The organism is Streptomyces syringium, from assembly GCF_017876625.1.
In the GTDB taxonomy this organism is placed as follows: Bacteria; Actinomycetota; Actinomycetes; order Streptomycetales; family Streptomycetaceae; genus Streptomyces; species Streptomyces syringius.
In genome coordinates this window covers 5,552,914-5,572,459 of record NZ_JAGIOH010000001.1, presented here as the reverse complement: position 1 = coordinate 5,572,459, position 19,546 = coordinate 5,552,914, and the positions used below count along the sequence as shown (strand labels likewise).

17 protein-coding genes are annotated in these 19,546 nt (G+C 73.0%); 3 read left to right on the top strand and 14 right to left on the bottom strand.

The genetic code is table 11. From position 1 onward, the window contains the following. Positions 1-55: 55 nt before the first annotated feature. From JO379_RS24980 to rimP, 3 genes are all read right to left on the bottom strand, one after another. Positions 56-352 carry a YlxR family protein gene (locus JO379_RS24980; RefSeq protein ID WP_130880197.1) on the bottom strand — a complete coding sequence of 99 codons (297 nt, stop codon included), beginning with the start codon at positions 350-352 and terminating at the stop codon, positions 56-58. Between the two features lie 176 nt (positions 353-528). Next, positions 529-1,587 carry a transcription termination factor NusA gene (gene nusA / locus JO379_RS24975; protein WP_130880196.1) on the bottom strand — a complete coding sequence of 353 codons (1,059 nt, stop codon included), beginning with the start codon at positions 1,585-1,587 and terminating at the stop codon, positions 529-531. A 2-nt stretch (positions 1,588-1,589) separates the two neighbouring features. Continuing rightward, a complete protein-coding gene (rimP, locus tag JO379_RS24970) occupies positions 1,590-2,123 on the bottom strand; it encodes a ribosome maturation factor RimP (protein WP_130880195.1) in 534 nt (177 codons plus the stop codon). A 170-nt stretch (positions 2,124-2,293) separates the two neighbouring features. Between rimP and JO379_RS24965 the strand changes: the two genes are divergently transcribed. Genes JO379_RS24965 through JO379_RS24955 form a run of 3 tightly spaced genes read left to right on the top strand, consistent with a single transcriptional unit; the run spans position 2,294 to position 4,325 of the window. After that, entirely contained in the window at positions 2,294-2,851 is a 558-nt protein-coding gene (locus tag JO379_RS24965) for a hypothetical protein (RefSeq protein WP_209517051.1), read from the top strand. Beyond that, a complete protein-coding gene (locus JO379_RS24960; protein WP_130880193.1) occupies positions 2,848-3,330 on the top strand; it encodes a ferritin-like domain-containing protein in 483 nt (160 codons plus the stop codon). Before JO379_RS24965 ends, JO379_RS24960 begins: the two co-directional genes overlap by 4 nt. 41 nt (positions 3,331-3,371) lie before the next feature. Beyond that, positions 3,372-4,325 carry an aminoglycoside phosphotransferase family protein gene (locus tag JO379_RS24955; protein WP_209517049.1) on the top strand — a complete coding sequence of 318 codons (954 nt, stop codon included), beginning with the start codon at positions 3,372-3,374 and terminating at the stop codon, positions 4,323-4,325. A gap of 125 nt (positions 4,326-4,450) precedes the next feature. On the opposite strand, the gene JO379_RS24950 is transcribed toward JO379_RS24955, so the two are convergent. From JO379_RS24950 to JO379_RS24900, 11 genes are all read right to left on the bottom strand, one after another. After that, positions 4,451-6,148, bottom strand: coding sequence for a proline--tRNA ligase (locus tag JO379_RS24950; protein ID WP_209517048.1), 1,698 nt, complete (start codon positions 6,146-6,148; stop codon positions 4,451-4,453). A gap of 110 nt (positions 6,149-6,258) precedes the next feature. Further along, entirely contained in the window at positions 6,259-6,792 is a 534-nt protein-coding gene (locus JO379_RS24945) for a GNAT family N-acetyltransferase (protein WP_130880190.1), read from the bottom strand. A gap of 50 nt (positions 6,793-6,842) precedes the next feature. Then, positions 6,843-7,688, bottom strand: coding sequence for a GNAT family N-acetyltransferase (locus JO379_RS24940; RefSeq protein WP_130880189.1), 846 nt, complete (start codon positions 7,686-7,688; stop codon positions 6,843-6,845). A 169-nt stretch (positions 7,689-7,857) separates the two neighbouring features. After that, entirely contained in the window at positions 7,858-9,012 is a 1,155-nt protein-coding gene (ispG, locus tag JO379_RS24935; RefSeq protein ID WP_130880188.1) for a flavodoxin-dependent (E)-4-hydroxy-3-methylbut-2-enyl-diphosphate synthase, read from the bottom strand. Between the two features lie 270 nt (positions 9,013-9,282). Next, a complete protein-coding gene (locus JO379_RS24930; RefSeq protein ID WP_130880187.1) occupies positions 9,283-10,584 on the bottom strand; it encodes a M50 family metallopeptidase in 1,302 nt (433 codons plus the stop codon). Further along, positions 10,581-11,858 carry a 1-deoxy-D-xylulose-5-phosphate reductoisomerase gene (gene dxr, locus JO379_RS24925; RefSeq protein WP_130880186.1) on the bottom strand — a complete coding sequence of 426 codons (1,278 nt, stop codon included), beginning with the start codon at positions 11,856-11,858 and terminating at the stop codon, positions 10,581-10,583. Before dxr ends, JO379_RS24930 begins: the two co-directional genes overlap by 4 nt. A 90-nt stretch (positions 11,859-11,948) precedes the next feature. After that, positions 11,949-13,883, bottom strand: a complete 1,935-nt coding sequence (locus JO379_RS24920; RefSeq protein WP_209517046.1) for an acyl-CoA dehydrogenase family protein — start codon at positions 13,881-13,883, stop codon at positions 11,949-11,951. 180 nt (positions 13,884-14,063) lie between these two features. After that, entirely contained in the window at positions 14,064-14,771 is a 708-nt protein-coding gene (locus JO379_RS24915) for a response regulator (RefSeq protein ID WP_209517044.1), read from the bottom strand. Next, positions 14,755-16,017 (bottom strand): sensor histidine kinase, encoded by a 1,263-nt coding sequence (locus JO379_RS24910; RefSeq protein ID WP_209517043.1) that lies wholly within the window; start codon positions 16,015-16,017, stop codon positions 14,755-14,757. Before JO379_RS24910 ends, JO379_RS24915 begins: the two co-directional genes overlap by 17 nt. 297 nt (positions 16,018-16,314) lie before the next feature. Further along, a complete protein-coding gene (locus JO379_RS24905) occupies positions 16,315-17,295 on the bottom strand; it encodes an NADP-dependent oxidoreductase (protein ID WP_209517041.1) in 981 nt (326 codons plus the stop codon). Positions 17,296-17,492: 197 nt separating this feature from the next. After that, entirely contained in the window at positions 17,493-18,938 is a 1,446-nt protein-coding gene (locus JO379_RS24900; RefSeq protein ID WP_130880181.1) for an aldehyde dehydrogenase family protein, read from the bottom strand. Positions 18,939-19,546 lie beyond the last annotated feature (608 nt).

Sequence of the window (19,546 nt, the reverse complement as noted above, 5' to 3'; positions counted from 1 at the left end):
GACCTACTTCCAACTCGCGAGGTACCTGACCGCACGGTTTCCCGTGCCGTTCTTCTTACGGTGTTGCCTGGCTGTGCCGCTCGGCCTGATCGACGTAGTGCCGAAGCGCCGAGGTATCGAACGGTCCCTGGCTTTTGAAGGCCCGGGAGAACGCCCGGCGGCGGACCGCCAGGTCGAGGCAGACCAGTGTGGGATGCACGGAGGCACCCCGGCCGGGCAGCGTACCGCGAGGATCGGGGACGCAAGCGCCCTCGTTCACCACGATCCGCAGCAGATCGCCCTTGGCCGCTCGCTCCCGGCACCCCACACAGGTGCGCTCAGGGCATGCGCGGGCATGCGTCCGGCCAGACACTGATTAAGTCTACCTCCCCGCGCCGACCTCACCCCTGTGGGGCGATGATCGGGCACATATGGATTTCGGCCACCCTGCGGGGCCGCTCCGGACAAGGCTCCGGATGTCACTCGGGAGGGGCGGCGGGCCGCTGCCGGCCCGCCTCCTTCCCGCTGTTCAGTCGATCTTCCCGCTGCTCAGTCCCGGTAGCGGTCGGACCGCTCGGAACGGTAGGGCTGCTCGGAACGGTCGGAGCGCTCGTAGCGCTCGGACTGCCCGTCCTGCTCGGTGTCCGGGCGGATGTCGATCCGCCAGCCGGTCAGCCGCGCGGCGAGGCGGGCGTTCTGGCCTTCCTTGCCGATGGCGAGGGAGAGCTGGTAGTCCGGCACGGTCACCCGGGCGGAGCGCGCGCCGAGGTCCACGACCTCGACCTTGCTCACCCGCGCGGGGGACAGCGCGTGCGCCACGAGCTCCGCCGGGTCGTCCGACCAGTCGACGATGTCGATCTTCTCGCCGTGCAGCTCGGCCATGACCGCGCGGACACGGCCGCCCATCGGGCCGATGCAGGCGCCCTTGGCGTTCAGCCCGGACCGGGTGGACCGGACGGCGATCTTCGTGCGGTGGCCGGCCTCGCGGGCGATGGCGGCGATCTCCACCGAGCCGTCCGCGATCTCCGGGACCTCCATGGCGAAGAGCTTCTTCACCAGGTTGGGGTGGGTGCGCGAGAGCGTCACGGACGGGCCTCGGACACCCTTCGCCACCCGGACGACGTACGTCCGAAGACGCGTGCCGTGCTTGTACTCCTCGCCCGGCACCTGCTCCTGGACCGGCAGGATGGCTTCCAGCTTGCCGATGTCGACCAGGACGTTCTTGGGGTCCTTGCCCTGCTGCACGACGCCCGCGACGACGTCGCCCTCGCGGCCCGCGAACTCACCGAAAGTGATCTCGTCCTCCGCGTCGCGCAGACGCTGGAGGATGACCTGCTTGGCGGTGGTCGCGGCGATCCGGCCGAAGCCGGAAGGCGTGTCGTCGAACTCGCGGGGCTCCTCGCCCTCGGCGAGGTCCTGCGGGTCCTCCTTCGCCCACACCGTGACGTGGCCGGACGCGCGGTCCAGCTCGACGCGGGCGCGGCGGCGGCTTCCCTCGGTGCGGTGGTACGCGATGAGGAGGGCCGACTCGATCGCCTCGACCAGCAGGTCGAAAGAGATCTCCTTCTCTCGCACCAGACCCCGCAGGGCACTCATGTCGATGTCCACGGCTACGCCTCCTCTTGACTCTCGTCGGTCTCGTCCTCGGCCATGTCGGCTTCTTGCGGGGACTTCCGGTTGAACTCGATCTCCACGCGGGCCTTCGCGATCTCCGCGAAGGCCAGCCTTCGGGCGGTGGGCTTGCGGCCCTTCACGCCCGGTACCTCAAGGTCCAGCCCCTCGTCGTCGACGGCGACGATGCGCGCGACGAGCTCGCCGCCCTCGGTCAGCTGCGCCTTGATCAGGCGGCCGGCGGCCCGTACGTAGTGGCGGTGCTCGGTCAGGGGACGGTCGGCGCCGGGCGAGGTGACCTCCAGCACATAGGGGGTCCCGCCCATGACGTCCGTCTCGTCGAGCTTCTCGGAGATCGCACGGCTGACTTCCGCACACGCGTCCAGCTGCACACCCTCATCGGAATCGACCACGATGCGGAGCACACGGCGCTTGCCGGCCGGCGTCACCTCGACCTCTTCCAGATCCAGCTCTCGCGCGCTGACGAGAGGGGCGAGCAATTCGCGCAGCCTCTCGCTCTGGGTGGTGCTCATCCGGGTGACTCCTCGGCCGCGTGTGCTGTTGTGGGAATGTCGCGTGTCTGGTCAAAGCCTATCTGTTCCGGCAGCCGACTGACGATTCGGTGCCCGCTCCCCGGTCGGGTGGCCGCGCGCCGGTACGCTCACGTCCGGTGATCATGACCCGACCAGGCGGAAAGAGGATCGTGTCGCTCACGACGACGACGCGGGGCCCCGGCGACCCGCGCAGACGCAGGGTACTGGCAGGCGGCGCGGCGGCCCTGCTGGCGGGCGGCGGCGCCGTGCTGACCGGCTGTTCCGACGATCCCGGCCCCCGCGACGGACGCGCCTCGGCCGAGGCGCGGCTGCGCGCCCGCGCCGGGCGGGGCTCGACGGCGCTGCTGGAACGGTACGACGCGACGATCGGCGCGCACGCCGGGCTCGCGGAGCGGCTGCGGCCGCTGCGGGCCGAGGTCGCCCGGCACGCGGCGGCCCTCGGGGTACGCCCGGCCTCCGCTTCTCCTTCCGCTCCGGGTTCCGCGGCCCCTTCCGGACCTTCCGCTTCCGCACCCGCCGGGAAGTCCGGACCCACGGTCCCCCGGGACGAGAAGGCGGCGCTGGCCGCCCTCGCGGACGCCGAGCGGCGGACCGCCGACACCCACACCGCGGCCCTGGCCTCCGCGCCCCCCGAACTCGCCCGCCTCCTCGCCTCCGTCGCGGCCTCGGGCGCGGCCCACGCCTATCTCCTCGGCGGTGTCGCGTGAGCGCGTCACCCGGCTCCAGGAAGCACGATCCGGCGCTGGAGGCGGCGCAGGCGGCGCTCGCGGCCGAGCACGCCGCCGTGTACGGCTACGGGGTCGTCGGCGCGCACGTCGGCGAGGCACGGCGGACGGAGGCGCGGGAGGCGCACGACGCCCACCGGGCCCGGCGGGACGCGATGTGGCGCTCCGTCCGGTCCCTGGGCGGCACGCCCGAGGCGGCGTCCGCCGCGTACGCGCTGCCGTTCCCGGTGCCGGACGAGGCCGCGGCCGTGCGGCTCGCGGCGGAGCTGGAGAGCCGGCTCGCCGCCGTCTACGCCGATCTCGTACGGGCCGCCACCGGCGCCCCGCGCCGGGAGGCGGCTGCCGCGCTGCGCGAGGCGGCGGTGCGGGCGGTGCGCTGGCGGGGCGGCAGCGTAGCCTTCCCTGGGCTCGTCGAGCGGGCTCCTCGAACCGGGGCCGGCAGCTCGCCGGACGGCGCGTAGCAGCGCCTCCGACCAGCACAGACGAAAAGGACAGCGCAGGGATGGCCAACGCGAAGGACCGCCTCGAACCGCCGGAGCGGCTGGTGCGCGCCCTGGGCCGGGAAGGCCGGGGGGCCCGGGAGGACGAGGGCGGCGCGGCGGACTTGCGATGGCTCGCGGATCTGCCCGGGATCGCCCAGGAGCATCTGGAGCGCTGGGAGTTGACGCCCGATCGGGTGCAGACCCCGGGCGGCCGGAGCAGCATGGTCGTCCTCGTCCGGCAGTCCGACGGCACCCCCGCGGCGCTCAAGCTCGGCCTGCCCGACGGCGCGATCGCCCGGGAACACGCGGCGCTCACCCACTGGAACGGCCGGGGCGCGGTACGGCCGTTGCGCGCCGACCAGGACGCGGGCGTGCTGCTGCTGGAGCGGCTGCACGGCGATGTGAGCCTGCGCTCCCTGGCGGACGCGAAGGCCCTGCTGGAGGCGGCGGCGACGTTGCAGCGCCTGTGGGTGCCGCCCGCGGAGGGGCACCCGTTCACCGGCGTCGCGGACCACACTGCCGCGCTGGCGGACGTGTTGCGCGAACGCCGAGCCGAGCCGTGGGCGGCGGACGTCCGGACGCTGATCGACGAGGCGCTGGAGCTGCGCGAGGGCCTGGTGGCCGACGCCGGGGACCCGTCGCCGTTCCTGTTGCACGGCGACTACCACCAGGGGAACGTCCTCGCGGGCGACCGGTCGCCCTGGCTGGCGATCGGCCCCCGCCCGCTGGTGGGAGAGCGGGCGTACGACCTGGCCTGGCTGGTCCGGGACCGGCTCGACACGCTGCTGGCCGCCCCCGGCGCGCCCGCCGCGGCGCGGCGCCGGGTGGCGAAGCTGGCGGAGTCGCTGGACGTCGACCGCGACCGTCTGCGCGGCTGGACGGTCTTCCGGGCGGTGGATGCGGGTGTCCGCGAACTGTCCACCGGCGCCCGCCCGGCGGGCGAACTCCTGCTGGAGTTCGCCGGCCTGCTGTAGCACTGGGCGTTGGCTGCCTGTTGCCCACGGCGCCCGTCCTGCCGCCTGCGGCGGCGGGCGCCCTGCGGGCGCGTCCTCAAACTCCCCCAGCTACCGCTGGGCGGGCGACAACACCCGCAAGTTACCTAGACCGCCGCGGCCAAGCGGGTCAGCGCCTCGTCCACGGGCAGTTCCTCACGGGTGCCGGTGCGGCGGTCCTTGAGCTCGACCACGCCGGAGGCGGCACCGCGGCCGACGACGAGGATCGTCGGCACACCGATCAGTTCCGCGTCGGTGAACTTCACACCGGGCGACACGCCCGCGCGGTCGTCGACCAGGACCCGGACGCCCGCGGCGCCCAGCTTCTCGGCGAGTTCCAGGGCGAGTTCCGTCTGCACGGCCTTGCCCGCCGCGACGATGTGCACGTCCGCCGGGGCCACCTCGCGCGGCCAGCACAGACCGGACGCGTCGTGGGTCTGCTCGGCGAGCGCGGCGACGGCCCGGGAGACGCCGATGCCGTACGAACCCATGGTGACCCGGACCGGCTTGCCCTGCTGCCCGAGCACATCGAGGCCGAAGGCGTCGGCGTACTTCCGGCCGAGCTGGAAGATGTGGCCGATCTCGATCGCCCGCCCGATCTCCAGGCCCGCACCACAGCGGGGGCACGGGTCGCCGGGCTCGACCACGACGACGTCGAGGTACTGGTCGACCTCGAAGTCCCGTCCGCAGACCACGTTGCGGGCGTGCTTGTCCGCCTTGTTGGCGCCGGTGACCCAGGCCGTGCCGGGGGCCACGCGGGGGTCGGCGATGTAGCGCACCCCGAGGCCCTGCGGGCCGACGTAGCCGCGTACGAGATCGGGCCGGCCGACGAAGTCCTCGGCCGTCACCAACTCCACGACGGCGGGCGCCAGGTGCTCGCCGAGCTTGCCGAGGTCGACCTCGCGGTCGCCCGGTACGCCGACGGCGGTGATCTCGCCGTCGACCTTCACGAGAAGGTTCTTCAGGGTCGCCGAGGCGGGCACGCCCAGGTGCGCGGCGAGGGTCTCGATGGTGGGGGTGTCGGGGGTGTCCAGCTCCTCGACGGGGCCGTGGCCCGCCGGGTCGACGGGTGCCACGACCGCGGTGACCGCCTCGGTGTTGGCGGCGTAGTCACAGGCCGGACAGTCGACGAAGGTGTCCTCGCCGGCCCCGGCCGGGGCCAGGAACTCCTCCGACGCCGAGCCGCCCATCGCCCCCGAGACGGCGGAGACGACGCGGTAGTCGAGGCCGAGCCGCTCGAAGATCCGCGTGTAGGCCTCGCGGTGCAGCCGGTAGGACTCGGCGAGGCCCTCGTCCGTGGTGTCGAAGGAGTACGAGTCCTTCATCTGGAACTCGCGCCCGCGCAGCACGCCCGAGCGGGGACGCGCCTCGTCGCGGTACTTCGTCTGGATCTGGTAGAGGATCACGGGCAGGTCCTTGTAGGACGTGCACTGGTCCTTGACGGTGAGGGTGAAGATCTCCTCGTGCGTGGGCCCGAGCAGATAGTCGGCGCCCTTGCGGTCCTTCAGACGGAAGAGGAGATCGCCGTACTCCTCCCAGCGCCCGCTCGCCTCGTAGGGCTCCTTGGGCAGCAGCGCGGGCAGCAGGACCTCCTGGCCGCCGATGGCGTCCATCTCCTCGCGCACCACGCGCGAGACGTTGTCCAGCACCTTCTTGCCGAGCGGCAGCCAGGTCCAGACGCCCGCGGAGGTACGGCGGACGTACCCGGCGCGGACCAGCAGCTTGTGGCTGGCGGTCTCGGCGTCGGCCGGGTCGTCGCGCAGTGTCTTGATCATCGTCGTGGACATGCGCTGGACGTGGGCCATCGTGGTCTCCTGCTGCGTAGTGGGAATGCGAGGAGATTAGCGGCAGGGCACAACGGCGAGGAAACGACTTCCGTCAGCGGGGGCACCCACCGGACCCCCGGCCCGGCCCGTCACCCCAGCAGCGGCAGCGGCGCCCCCATCACGGCGTAAGGCCTGGGCGCGCTCGGGAAGTGCACCGGTCGGGCCAGGTCGTGGTAGCCGAGCTTGCGGTAGAGGGCCCGGGCCGGGCTTTCCGTGTCGATCGCGGAGAGGATGCTGCGCGGCTCCAGCGCGCTCGCGGTGATCGTGGTGATCAGCGACCGGCCGATCCGCCGGTTCTGGTAGGCGGGGTGGACGTGCAGCTCGGTGATCACGAAGGCGTCGTCCAGCCAGCCCTCGGAGCCGGTGGCGCGCAGATACGGCTCGACGACCGTGGACCACCAGTGGGCGCGGTCGTTCGGCATGCCGTAGACGAAGCCGACCAGCCGGCCGCTGTCGGTGGTCGCCCCCAGGGCGCGGGCGCCGCGGCAGCCGAGGTGGCGGAGCACGATGTGGCGCCGTACGCCGACCTCGTCGTCGGTGAGCCCGAAGGCGAGCGCCTGCACGGCGAGCGCGTCGTCGACCCGCGCGGCGAGGTCGAGCGGTCCGACCACGATGTCATCCATGCCCGGAGGCTACCTGGGCGGCAGCCGCTTGTGCGGTGGCCCGCGACAAGTCAGAACAGCACGCTCGTGAACGCGCCGACTTCCTCGAAGCCCACCCGGCGGTACGCGGCGCGTGCTGCCGTGTTGTAGTCGTTGACGTAGAGGCTGACGACGGGTGAGACCTCGCGCAGCGCGTAGCCGAGGACGGCGGCCATGCCGGTCTCGGACAGGCCGCGGCCCCGGTACTCGGGGGCGACCCAGACGCCCTGGATCTGGCAGGCGAGGGCCGTCGCCGCGCCGATCTCGGCCTTGAAGACGACGCGGCCGTCCTCGATGCGGGCGAAGGAGCGGCCGGCGCCGACGAGCTCGGCGACCCGGGCCTGGTACAGCAGCCCGCCGTCCCCGGCGAGCGGGGAGACGCCGACCTCCTCGGTGAACATCGCCACGCACGCGGGCATGACCACGTCCAGCTCGTCCTTGCGGATGCGGCGGACGAGCGGGTCGGGCGCGACGTCCGCGGGCATGGCACGGGTGACCATCAGGGGCTGGTGGGCGCGGACCTCACGGGCCGGGCCCCAGTGGGGTTCGAGGAGGGACCACAGCTCGGTGGTCGCCTCGGCGGGGCCGACGATGGAGGAGCAGCGGCGGCCGGAGCGGCGGGCGCGGTCGGCGAAGGCCCGCACGGCCTCGGATCCGGCGCAGATGGGCACGAGGTTGGCGCCGGCGTAGCAGAGGGCTTCGAGGCGGCCGCCCGCGTACCAGCCCCACATCTCGCCGCCGAGCCGCCAGGGGTCGAGACCGGCGGCGTGCACCCGCGCGGCGACGAAGGCGTTGGCGACGGGCTCGCGGTCGAGCACGGCGAGGGCCGCGTCGAGGTCGCCGGGCTCCAGGACCTTGGTGGTGGTCGTCGTCAACACGTGTCGGATTGCCTCACCGTCGCGGGCCGGAGGCCATGGGAACAGGTCTTGGCACTGTACCTCTCCGTCCCCTTCGTACACCTCCCCTGACCGGAGGGGGTGCCCGACGTGCCCCGCCGCGGGGGCGGGGCAGCCGTGGACCGAGGGGGCGCCCGACGGGTGCGGGAGGTCAGCCGACGCTGACCTGGGGCTCGCCGGAGGCGATGCCGTCCTTCTCCATCTGCTCGGCGAGCTTCAGGGCTTCCTCGATGAGGGTCTCCACGATCTTCGACTCCGGGACGGTCTTGATGACCTCGCCCTTCACGAAGATCTGGCCCTTGCCGTTGCCGGAGGCGACGCCGAGGTCGGCCTCACGGGCCTCGCCGGGGCCGTTGACGACGCAGCCCATGACCGCGACGCGCAGCGGCACCTCCATGCCCTCCAGGCCGGCGGTGACCTCCTCGGCGAGCTTGTACACATCGACCTGGGCGCGGCCGCAGGACGGGCAGGAGACGATCTCCAGCCGCCGCTGGCGCAGGTTGAGGGACTCCAGGATCTGGATACCGACCTTGATCTCCTCCGCCGGCGGCGCCGACAGCGAGACCCGGATGGTGTCACCGATGCCCTCGGAGAGCAGCGCGCCGAAGGCGACCGCGGACTTGATCGTGCCCTGGAACGCGGGACCGGCCTCGGTCACACCCAGGTGGAGGGGGTAGTCGCACTGGGCGGCGAGCTGCCGGTAGGCGTTGACCATCACGACCGGGTCGTTGTGCTTGACCGAGATCTTGATGTCGCGGAAGCCGTGCTCCTCGAACAGCGAGGCTTCCCAGAGGGCGGACTCGACCAGGGCCTCGGGGGTGGCCTTGCCGTACTTCTGCAGCAGCCGCGCGTCCAGCGATCCGGCGTTCACACCGATACGGATCGGGGTGCCCGTCGCGGAGGCCGCCTTCGCGATCTCCTTGACCTTGTCGTCGAACTGCTTGATGTTGCCCGGGTTCACCCGGACCGCCGCACAGCCCGCGTCGATCGCCGCGAACACGTACTTCGGCTGGAAGTGGATGTCGGCGATCACGGGGATCTGCGACTTCCTCGCGATGATCGGGAGGGCGTCGGCGTCGTCCTGTGTCGGGCACGCCACGCGCACGATCTGACAGCCCGAGGCCGTCAGCTCCGCGATCTGCTGAAGGGTCGCACCGATGTCCGAGGTCCGCGTCGTGGTCATCGACTGGACCGACACCGGCGCGTCGCCGCCGACGGCCACCGATCCGACCTGGATCTTGCGGCTGACCCGGCGGTCGGCGAGCTTGGTCGGGACGGACGGCATTCCGAGCGAAATCGCAGTCATGTGGCGTGCAACCCCAAGGTGTGAATCAAGGTCCCGAGATCGGCGGGCTCCAGGATTCGAGATTACGGCACCGGGTCACCTCGAAGCACATCCCGCCGCGAAGACCGCGCAAAGAAGGACGGCCGGACACAAAGCGCGTCCGGCCGTCACAAATGGGCGGGTGCCGGTTTTTTTCGCGTACGTGTGCAGCTCCGCTGGGCGGCGGTGTCCTCAAGCGCAGCAGCCCGTCCGGCGCTTGAGGACAAAACACAGCAGCCCGTCCGGCAAGGCCTACGTGAGCCGTACGGGGTTCACGACGTCCGCGATCAGGACGAGGAGGGTGAAGCAGATGAAGATTCCGGCCACCACATAGGCCACCGGCATCAGCTTCGCCACGTCGAACGGGCCGGGGTCGGGCCGTCGGAAGACCCTGGCGAAGGCCCGTCGGACGGACTCCCACAGCGCGCCGGCGATGTGCCCGCCGTCCAGCGGCAGCAGCGGCAGCATGTTGAACAGGAACAGCGAGAGGTTGAAGCCCGCGACCAGGAAGAGCATGGTCGCGACCTGCTGCGACGGCGGGATGTCGAGGTTGAAGACCTCCCCGCCGACCCGGGCGGCGCCGACGACGCCCATCGGGGAGTCGGGCTTGCGCTCGCCGTCGTCGAAGGCCGCGTTCCACAGGTCGGGGACCTTGCCGGGCAGGGCGATCAGTGACTCGACACCCGACTGGATCATGTCGCCCATACGGTCGACGGACTGGCCGAAGGTCTGCGGGACGACGCCGGTGGCGGGCGTGAAGCCGAGGAAGCCGGCCGTCACGGTCTCGCCCTTGACGGGCGTGCCCTTGCCGTCGTACTTCTGCACCTCGTTGGAGATCAGGTCCGCGGTCAGCGTCTTGCGCTGCCCGTCCCGCTCGACGGTGATCGTGGCCGGGCCGGTGGTCTTGCGGATGTCCTTCTGGAGGGTGGCCCAGTCGCCGACCCGGTGACCGTTGAAGGCCACGATCTTGTCGCGGGGCTGCAGGCCGGCCGCCTTGGCCGGGGAGTCCTTGGCGCCGGTGGGGCACTTGTCGGTCTTGGCGTTGGCCGAGACGACGCAGTCCGAGACGGTGGAGACGGTCGTGGTCTGGGTGTTGATGCCGAACGACATCATCACGCCGAGGAAGATCACCACCGCGAGGACCAGGTTCATGAACGGGCCCGCGAACATGACGATCACGCGCTTCCACGGCTTGCGCGTGTAGAAGAGCCGGGACTCGTCGCCGGGCCGCAGTTCCTCGAAGGCGGCCGAGCGGGCGTCCTCGATCATGCCGCGCCACGGGGAGGTGGAGCGGGCGGTGACCTTCCCGTCCGCGCCGGGCGGGAACATGCCGATCATGCGGATGTAGCCACCGAGCGGAATGGCCTTGATGCCGTACTCGGTGTCGCCCTTCTTCCGCGAGAAGATCGTCGGCCCGAAGCCGACCATGTACTGCGGCACCCGGATGCCGAACATCTTCGCGGTCGAGAGGTGTCCCAGCTCGTGCCAGGCGATGGAGAAGAGCAGGCCCACCACGAAGACGACTATCCCCAGGATCGTCATCAGTGTCGTCATACGCGGGCCTCCGAGGTCGCTTGAGCCGTGCGGGCCGCCGATGCCGTACGACCTGCCAGTTCGCGGGCCCGGGCGCGTGCCCAGGTCTCCGCTTGCAGGACGTCCGGGACCGTGAGGTGGGTTCCCGCGGCGGGAACGCCGTGCTCGGCCACCACCTCCGCGACGGTGTCCACGATGCCATTGAACGGCAGCCGGCCGGCGAGGAACGCGTCGACGCACTCCTCGTTCGCCGCGTTGAAGACCGCGGGCGCCGTGCCGCCGAGGCCGCCGACGTGCCGGGCGAGGGCGACCGAGGGGAACGCCTCCTCGTCGAGCGGGAAGAACTCCCAGGTGGACGCCTTGGACCAGTCGAAGGCCGGGGCCGCGTCCGGGACCCGCTCGGGCCAGCCGAGGCCGATGGCGATCGGGCCGCGCATGTCCGGCGGGGTGGCCTGCGCGAGGGTCGAGCCGTCGGTGAACTCCACCATCGAGTGGACGTAGGACTGCGGGTGGACGACGACCTCGATGCGCTCGAAGGGGATGTCGTAGAGCAGATGCGCCTCGATGACCTCCAGCCCCTTGTTGACCAGGGTCGCGGAATTGATCGTGATGACCGGGCCCATGGACCAGGTGGGGTGCGCGAGGGCGTCCTTGGGGGTGACGGCGGCGAGCTCCGCCTTCGTCCGGCCGCGGAAGGGCCCGCCCGAGGCGGTGACGACGAGCTTGCGGACCTCGGCGCGGGTGCCGCCCAGCAGCGCCTGGAAGAGCGCGGCGTGCTCGGAGTCGACCGGGATGATCTGTCCCGGCTTGGCGACCGCCTTGACCAGCGGGCCGCCGACGATCAGCGACTCCTTGTTGGCCAGGGCCAGGGTCCGGCCGGCCTGCAGGGCGGCGAGGGTGGGCGCCAGGCCGATCGAGCCGGTGATGCCGTTGAGGACGGTGTGGCACTCGCCGCGCGCGAGCTCGGTGGCCGCGTCGGGACCGGCGAGGATCTCGGGCAGCGGCTCGCCGCCGTACTGCGCGGCGAGCGCCTCGCGCAGGGCCGGCACCTTGTCGGCCTGCGCGACGGCGACCTGCCGCACCCGCAGCCGCCGGGCCTGCTCCGCCAGCAGTGCCACCCGGCCGCCGGCGGCCGACAGGGCCGTCACCACGAACCGGTCGGGGTTGCGGAGCACGAGGTCGATGGCCTGGGTACCGATCGAGCCGGTCGAGCCGAGGATCACGATCTCGCGCGGTCCGCCGGAGGCGGGGGGCGCGGCGTAGCGCAGATGCGGGTCAGCGAGGGAGTCCGTCATGGGCTCCATTGTTGCCTCTTCCGCCCGGAAGACGGACCGGGAGCCCCCCGCCCGCCTTCCGTGACCGAAGCATCCGGGTGGCGCGGCCGCTCAGTGGACGGGTCGGTGGACGTTCGCCGCCTTGGAGGGGCCGGGGGTGGCGTCGGCGATCCAGGGGCCTTCGCCGCTGGGGTCGACGACGCCGCGCTCCAGCCACTCGTAGGCACCGGACATCACGCTGGAGACGACCTTGCGGTCGAGCTCGTCGGTGTTGGTCCACAGCCGGCCGAACAGCTCCTCGACGCGGATCCGGGACTGGCGGCAGAAGGCGTCGGCCAGCTGATAGGCCTCGGTGCCGTGGTCGCCCTCGGCGCGCAGGGCCTCGGCGCGGACGCAGGCGGCGCTGATGGCGAAGAGCTCGGCGCCGATGTCGACGATCCGGCCGAGGAAGCCCTGCTTGGTCTCCAGCCGGCCCTGCCAGCGGGACATGGCGTAGAAGGTGGAGCGGGCGAGCCGGCGCGAGGAGCGCTCGGCGAAGCGCAGATGGCCGGAGAGGTCCCGGTGGCCGGGCGGGTGGAATTCGGCATACGTGCGCGGCAGCTGTCCGGGGCCGGTGACGAGCTTGGGCAGCCAGCGGGCGTAGAAGCCGCCGGCCCGGGCACCGGCCTTGGCCTTCTCGCCGAGGGTCTTCTCCGGGTCGATGAGGTCGCCGGCCACCGAGAGATGGGCGTCGACCGCCTCCCGGGCGATCAGCAAGTGCATGATCTCGCTGGAGCCCTCGAAGATGCGGTTGATGCGCAGGTCGCGCAGGATCTGCTCGGCGGGGACGGCCCGCTCGCCGCGGGCGGCGAGGGAGGCCGCGGTCTCGAAGCCGCGGCCGCCGCGGATCTGCACCAGCTCGTCCGCCATGAGCCAGCCCGTCTCGGAGCCGTAGAGCTTGGCGAGGGCCGCTTCGATGCGGATGTCGTTGCGGTCCTCGTCGGCCATCTGGGAGGAGAGGTCGACGACGGCCTCGAGGGCGAAGGTGGTGGCGGCGATGAAGGCGATCTTCGAGCCGACGGCCTCGTGCCGGGCGATGGGCCTGCCCCACTGCTCACGGACGGTGGACCACTCGCGGGCGATCTTCAGGCACCACTTGCCGGCGCCGACGCACATGGCGGGCAGCGAGAGGCGGCCGGTGTTGAGGGTGGTGAGGGCGATCTTCAGGCCGGCGCCCTCGGGGCCGATGCGCTGGGCGGCGGGGACCCGGACCTGGTGGAAGCGGGTGACGCCGTTCTCCAGGCCGCGCAGGCCCATGAAGGCGTTGCGGTTCTCGACGGTGACGCCCTCGGAGGCCGCCTCGACGACGAAGGCGGTGATGCCGCCCTTGTGGCCCTCGCTCCTGGGCACCCGGGCCATGACGACGAGCAGGTCGGCGACGACGCCGTTGGTGGTCCACAGCTTCACGCCGTCGAGGATGTAGTCGTCGCCGTCGGGCACGGCGAGGGTGGCCAGCCGGGCCGGGTCGGAGCCGACGTCCGGCTCGGTGAGCAGGAACGCCGAGATGTCGGTGGTCGCGCAGCGCGGCAGGAAGGTGTCCCGCTGCTCCTGGGTGCCGAAGAGCTTGAGCGGCTGGGGCACGCCGATGGACTGGTGGGCGGAGAGCAGCGCGCCGATGGCCGGGCTGGCGGAGCCGACGAGGGCGAGGGCCTTGTTGTAGTAGACCTGGGTCAGGCCGAGGCCGCCGTATTTGGTGTCGATCTTCATGCCGAGCGCGCCGAGCTGCTTCAGGCCCTCGATCGTCTCGTCCGGGATCCGCGCCTCGCGCTCGATCCGGGCACTGTCGATCCGGGTCTCGCAGAAGTCGCGCAGCTTGGACAGGAACTCCTCGCCGCGCCGGACGTCCTCCACCGCGGGGGAGGGATGGGGGTGGATCAGGTCGAGCCGGAACCGGCCGAGGAAGAGCTCCTTGGCGAAGCTGGGCTTCTTCCAGTCCTGTTCGCGGGCCGCTTCGGCGACCTGGCGGGCTTCTCGCTCGGAGACCGGTCGTACGGATGGTGCGGACATCAGGCACCTCGCCGCTTACGTCGGGGCGGTTGACCCGGTCGACTACCGACCGGTGCTACTCGTCCGTATGTACCTACCCGATCCCCACGGGCTCTACCAGACCGCGCGCAATGATCCGGCCTGCGGCGTACCCCTTCGACCGTACGAGCGGGTGAACGGCGCGCGTGACGGGCGTGCTGGTCAGCGTCCCGCGCCGGGGGTGACGAGTCCGCTCTCGTAGGCGACCACGACGGCCTGGGCGCGGCTGCACAGGCCGAGCTTGGCCATGGCCCGGTTCAGATGCGTCTTGACGGTGGCCTCGCTGATGACCAGCTCGGCGGCGATCTCCGCGTTCGACAGGCCGCGCGCGGTCAGGCGCAGCACCTCCAGCTCCCGGCCGGTGAGGACCTCGAGCGTCTCGGGCGGCGGCGGGGCGGGGGTGGGGAGCCGGTGGGCGAAGGCCTCGACGAGGCGGCGGGTGACGGTCGGGGCGAAGAGGGTGTCGCCGCCCGCGACGGCGGCGACGGCGGCCAGCAGCCGGTGCGGGCCGGCGTCCTTGAGCAGGAAGCCGGCGGCCCCGGCGCGCAGCGCCTCGTAGACGTACTCGTCGAGGTCGAAAGTGGTCAGGACGAGGACGCGCGGGGCGGGCACGCCGTCCCGCTCGGCGGCGGCCAGGATCCGCTCGGTGGCGGCTATGCCGCTGAGGCCGGGCATCCGGATGTCCATGAGGACCACATCGGGCCGGTGCTCGGCGGCGGCCGCGACGGCTTCCTCGCCGTCGGACGCCTCGGCGACGACCGTCGTGCCGGGGGCGGCTCGCAGCAGGGCCGCGACGCCGGCCCGGATGAGGATCTGGTCGTCCACGACGAGGACGCGGATGTCCGCCGCCTCGTCAGCGCTTGCCGTCATGCCCCGGTCCGTCCCTCTCCCGTGCGGCTCCGGCCGCTGAGGGGGACCCGGCGGCCGGCTGCAGGGGAAGAGTCAGCCGGACCTCGAACCCGCCGTGGTCGCGCGGTCCGGCGGCCAGGGTTCCCCCGTAGATCCTGGCGCGCTCGCGCATGCCGATCAACCCGTGTCCGTCCGACGGGCGGGGGTTGGCCGGAACCCGCCGCCCACCGTCGTCGGTGACGCGCACGGTCAGCTGGTGGGGCCGGAATTCGACGCGGACGGTGGCCGCGGCGGGGCGGGCGTGCTTGATGACGTTGGTGAGCGCTTCCTGGACGACGCGATAGGCACACAGGTCGGGCCCCGGGGGCAGTCGTGGCCGCTCCCCCACGATCTCCAGCGTGACCGGCACTCCGGCGGCCCGTACCCGCTCGGCCGTCTCCTCCAGCCGGTCCAGGCCGGGGGCCGGCTGGTAGGCGCCGTCCCCGCCGTTGTCGCCCGTCCCCTCCGGGCCGACGCGGAGCACGGCGAGCAGGCGGCGCAGTTCCTCCAGGGCCTCGCCGCTGGTGCCCGATATGGTGCCGAGGGCCTGCCGGGCGGTGTCGGGGTCGGTCGTGAAGACGTAGTGCGCGAGGCCCGCCTGCACGGAGATGACGGACATGTGGTGGGCGACTACGTCGTGCAGCTCCCGGGCGATGCGCACGCGTTCCTCGGCGACGGCGCGCCGGGCGTTGCCGTCCCGTTCGCGGCGGAGCTGCTCGGTGACGGCGGACAATTGCGCGTTGCGCCGGGCCAGTCGGCGGGCGGCGTTGCCGAACCACCACAGGGCCGCCGGGGTGACGACGCTCTGGGCGGCGACGGTCCCCATGTCGCTGTGGGAGTTCGACAGCCCGGAGACCACCCACAGCGCGACGAGCCCGCCCGCGCACGGTCCGGTGGTCCGCGGCGGGCGGGCGGCGGCGACGGTGTAGAGCGCGAGCATCGCGGCGGCCGTCTGGATGACGGGCCAGTAGCCGGCGGCGACATGGACGAGGGACAGCGCGCAGATCGCGGTGAAGACGGTGACCGGCATGCGTCTTCGGCCGGCCAGCAGCATGTTGGTCACGACGGTCAGCACGAGACCGCCCGTGTCCAGGGCGCGCCACCCCACGGGGGGCCGCTCCTGCCCCAACAGCAGGGCGACCACGGTGAATCCGACGGCGAGCGGCACGTCCAGCGCCGCTCGCGGCCAGCCGGCGATCCGCCGCTCCAGCGCTTGAGGCGTCAACATCGCCGCAGCGTAGCGGCGCGTCGCGGGCCGCGCATCGCTCAGGCGGAGGCACTGCCACCTACCGCGAGGGGTGGAGAGGGACGGCCGGGCTACCGCGGGGGTTGACGGGGGATTCCACCCGCCACGGGACGACTTGGGCGCGGCGCTCTCCGTAGGGTCGGTGCTGCCGGCACGGGGGAGCGTCGAGGAAGGCGCCGGTGCACGGGGGAACGCGGTGCGCTCCGGCCGAGGGCCGGAGCGCACCGCCTCGGCGGGCGGGGCGCCGGTCGTCCGGCCCCCGGTCGGACGGTCCGCCGGTCAGACGTGGACGGTGAGCACGATCTTCCCGGAGGTGCGGCCCGTCTCGCCCAGCTCGTGGGCCTTGGCGGCGTCCTCCAGGGGCAGCACGGCGGCGATCTCGCACCGCAGCCGTCCGGACTCGACGAGTTCGGTGATGCCGCGCAGGCCCGCCTGGTCCGGCTCCACCACCAGGCGGGTGGCGCGGACACCGCGGGCGCCGGCCTCGGCGTACACCGACTCCTCCAGCGGGAGGATCGACACGAGGGTGCCCCCGGGGCGCAGGGTGCGCAGCGAGCGGGCCGGGTAGTCGCCGCCGACGGACTCCAGGACGACGTCGACGTCCCCCACGGCCTCGGCGAAGTCCTGCTCGTGATAGTCGATCAGTTCGTCGGCGCCGAGGCCGCGCAGGAACTCGTGCTTGGCGGCGCTGGCCGTGCCGATGACGTACGCGCCGCGGGCCTTGGCGATCTGGACGGCCAGATGGCCGACGCCGCCCGCCGCGGCGTGGATCAGGACGCGCTGGCCCGCCTGTACGTCGGCGGTGTCGACGAGGCACTGCCAGGCGGTGAGCGCGGCGAGCGGCAGCGCGGCCGCCCGTACGTGCTCGATGCCGTGCGGCTTGGGCGCCAGGTGGCGGGCGGGGGCGGTCAGGTACTCGGCGTACGCGCCGGCGGGGGCCGGGAAGCGGGGCATGCCGTAGACCTCGTCTCCGACGGCGTGGACGGTCACGCCCTCGCCGACCTTCTCGACCACGCCGGACACGTCGAAGCCGAGGGTGAAGGGCGGGGTGTGGCCCGAGTAGAAGCGGCCGCGCGTCCGGGTCTTCCAGTCGACGGGGTTGACCCCGGCGGCGTGGACCCGCACCAGGACCTCGCCGAGCGCCGGCTCGGGCCGGTCGGTCTCGACCAGCTCCAGCACCTCGGGACCGCCCGCCTTCTCCTGCCGGATGGCGCGCATGGGGCGGGCGGTGCCGGGGGTGGCGGCGGTGGTGTCGGACATGGCGGTTCTCCTCGCGGTGGTGCCGTTCGATGCCTCCAGGCTGCCGGAGCGGACTGCCTCCGGCGACTGGCCGCGCTGCCACTCTGCGCAAGGATCGGGCCACGGGCTCCGGGGGCTCGGCGCGGGGAAAACGGCGGACGGCCGGGGCGCACCAGCGTGCGCCCCGGCCGTCCGTCCGCGGATCGCGGACCGTGGACTTACAGGTCCAGGCCCGTCATGACCAGCACCCGCTCGTAGGTGTAGTCGTCCATCGCGTAGCGCACGCCCTCGCGGCCCACGCCGGACTGCTTGGCACCGCCGTAGGGCATCTGGTCCGCGCGGTAGGACGGCACGTCGCCGACGACCACGCCGCCGACCTCCAGCGCGCGGTGCGCGCGGAAGGCGGTCTTCAGGTCGTGCGTGAACACGCCCGCCTGGAGGCCGTAGGGGGAGTCGTTGACGGCGGCGAAGGCAGCGGCCTCGTCGTCGGCCTTGGTGATCGTGAGGACCGGTCCGAAGACCTCCTCGCACGCGATCGTCACGTCGGCGGGGACGTCGGCGAGCACCGTCGGGGCGTAGGTGGCGCCCTCGCGCTTGCCGCCCGCGAGCAGCTTGGCGCCGGCCGCGACGGCCTCGTCGACCCACGACTCGACGCGCTTGGCAGCGTCCTCGCTGACCAGCGGGCCGACCTCGGTGGCCGGGTCGGACGGGTCGCCGGTCACCTGCGCCTCGACGGCCGCGACGACCTTCGGCAGGAGCCGCTCGTACAGCGAGGCGTCGGCGATGACGCGCTGCACGGAGATGCAGGACTGGCCGCCCTGGTAGTTGGAGAAGGTGGCGATGCGCTGCGCCGCCCAGTCCAGGTCGGCCTCGGAGGACCAGTCGGCGAGGACGACGGCCGCGCCGTTGCCGCCGAGCTCCAGGGTGACGTGCTTGCGCGGCACGGAGTCGAGGATCGACCAGCCCACCGGGCCGGAGCCGGTGAAGGAGATGACCGGCAGCCGCTCGTCCTTGACGAGGGCGGGCATCCGGTCGTTGGGCACCGGCAGCACGCTCCACGAACCGGCCGGCAGGTCCGTCTCGGCCAGCAGCTCGCCGAGGATCAGCGAGGAGATCGGGGTCGCCGGGGCGGGCTTGAGGATGATCGGGGCGCCGACCGCGATGGCGGGGGCGACCTTGTGCGCGCTCAGGTTGAGCGGGAAGTTGAACGGCGCGATGCCGAGCACGGTGCCGCGCGGGACGCGGCGCGTCAGCGCGAGCCGGCCGACGCCACCGGCGTCGGTGTCCAGCCGCTGGGCGTCACCGGCGTTGTAGCGACGGGCCTCTTCGGCCGCGAAGCGGAACACGGAGACGGCACGGCCGACCTCGCCGCGGGCCCACTTGATGGGCTTGCCGTTCTCGGCGGAGACGATCTGCGCGATCTCCTCGGTGCGCTCGGTCAGCCGCTTCGACACGTGGTCGAGGGCCGCGGCCCGGACGTGCGCCGGGGTCGCCGCGAACTCGTCGCGCACGGCGTGCGCGGCGGCCACGGCCTCCTCGACCTGCTCCTCGGTGGGGACGCTCACGGTGCCGACGAGACGGCCGTCCCAGGAGTTCGTGACGTCGAAGGTGTCCTCGCCGGTGGCCTCGCGGCCGGCCAGCCAGAACGCGTGGGGAGCAGTCACAATCCCGGCCCTTCCAGGTGGTGCGGATGATTAGCTCCCCCACCGTAGGTGCGGGTCGGCCGGGGGCCGATTGTCCGAGATGGCGCACACGGGGGCGCTCGCGCGCCGCGATGGAGGGTTAAGGGGTGTTTTCCGGCGCGGTGGCGCGGTGGCGCGTGCCGCGCGGGGTCTGCGGCGTAGCACCGTCCCGGTGTGGCCGGGCGCGCGGCGCGGTGACGCGTGCCGCGCGGGGTCCGGCGGCACGGGTCGGCTGCGCCGGGCCGACGGGCTGGGCGGCCCGGGCCGTTCGCGCGGCGGCTCGGGACACCCCGGGGCCGTTGTGTCCCGCCGGCGCGGCGGCGCGACCCGCGCGGGTCCGGCGACGCGGGTCGGCGGCGCCGGGCCGGCGGGCTGCCGCAGGGGAACAGCGGCGGGCTGGGCGGCCGGGCACCCGGGCCGGTTCCGTGCGAGGCGCGGCTCGGCACGAGCGGGGCTGCTGTCTCCCGCCGACGCGGCGGCGCGACCCGCGCGGGTCCGGCGGCACGAGCCGACTGCGGCCCCGGTCAGTCCGTTCTGCCCGGACTCCGTGGCGCGGCCCGGGACGCCCCGGGCCGTTGTCTCCCGCCGGC

What these genes read in the sequence shown, in the direction of transcription:
- rimP (WP_130880195.1), bottom strand. Translation starts at nt 2,123, where the DNA reads ATGAGCACCACCCAGAGCGAGAGGCTGCGCGAATTGCTCGCCCCTCTC.
- JO379_RS24955 (WP_209517049.1), top strand. Translation starts at nt 3,372, where the DNA reads ATGGCCAACGCGAAGGACCGCCTCGAACCGCCGGAGCGGCTGGTGCGC.
- JO379_RS24950 (WP_209517048.1), bottom strand. Translation starts at nt 6,148, where the DNA reads ATGGCCCACGTCCAGCGCATGTCCACGACGATGATCAAGACACTGCGC.
- JO379_RS24945 (WP_130880190.1), bottom strand. Translation starts at nt 6,792, where the DNA reads ATGGATGACATCGTGGTCGGACCGCTCGACCTCGCCGCGCGGGTCGAC.
- ispG (WP_130880188.1), bottom strand. Translation starts at nt 9,012, where the DNA reads ATGACTGCGATTTCGCTCGGAATGCCGTCCGTCCCGACCAAGCTCGCC.
- JO379_RS24930 (WP_130880187.1), bottom strand. Translation starts at nt 10,584, where the DNA reads ATGACGACACTGATGACGATCCTGGGGATAGTCGTCTTCGTGGTGGGC.
- dxr (WP_130880186.1), bottom strand. Translation starts at nt 11,858, where the DNA reads ATGACGGACTCCCTCGCTGACCCGCATCTGCGCTACGCCGCGCCCCCC.
- JO379_RS24920 (WP_209517046.1), bottom strand. Translation starts at nt 13,883, where the DNA reads ATGTCCGCACCATCCGTACGACCGGTCTCCGAGCGAGAAGCCCGCCAG.
- JO379_RS24915 (WP_209517044.1), bottom strand. Translation starts at nt 14,771, where the DNA reads ATGACGGCAAGCGCTGACGAGGCGGCGGACATCCGCGTCCTCGTCGTG.
- JO379_RS24910 (WP_209517043.1), bottom strand. Translation starts at nt 16,017, where the DNA reads ATGTTGACGCCTCAAGCGCTGGAGCGGCGGATCGCCGGCTGGCCGCGA.
- JO379_RS24905 (WP_209517041.1), bottom strand. Translation starts at nt 17,295, where the DNA reads ATGTCCGACACCACCGCCGCCACCCCCGGCACCGCCCGCCCCATGCGC.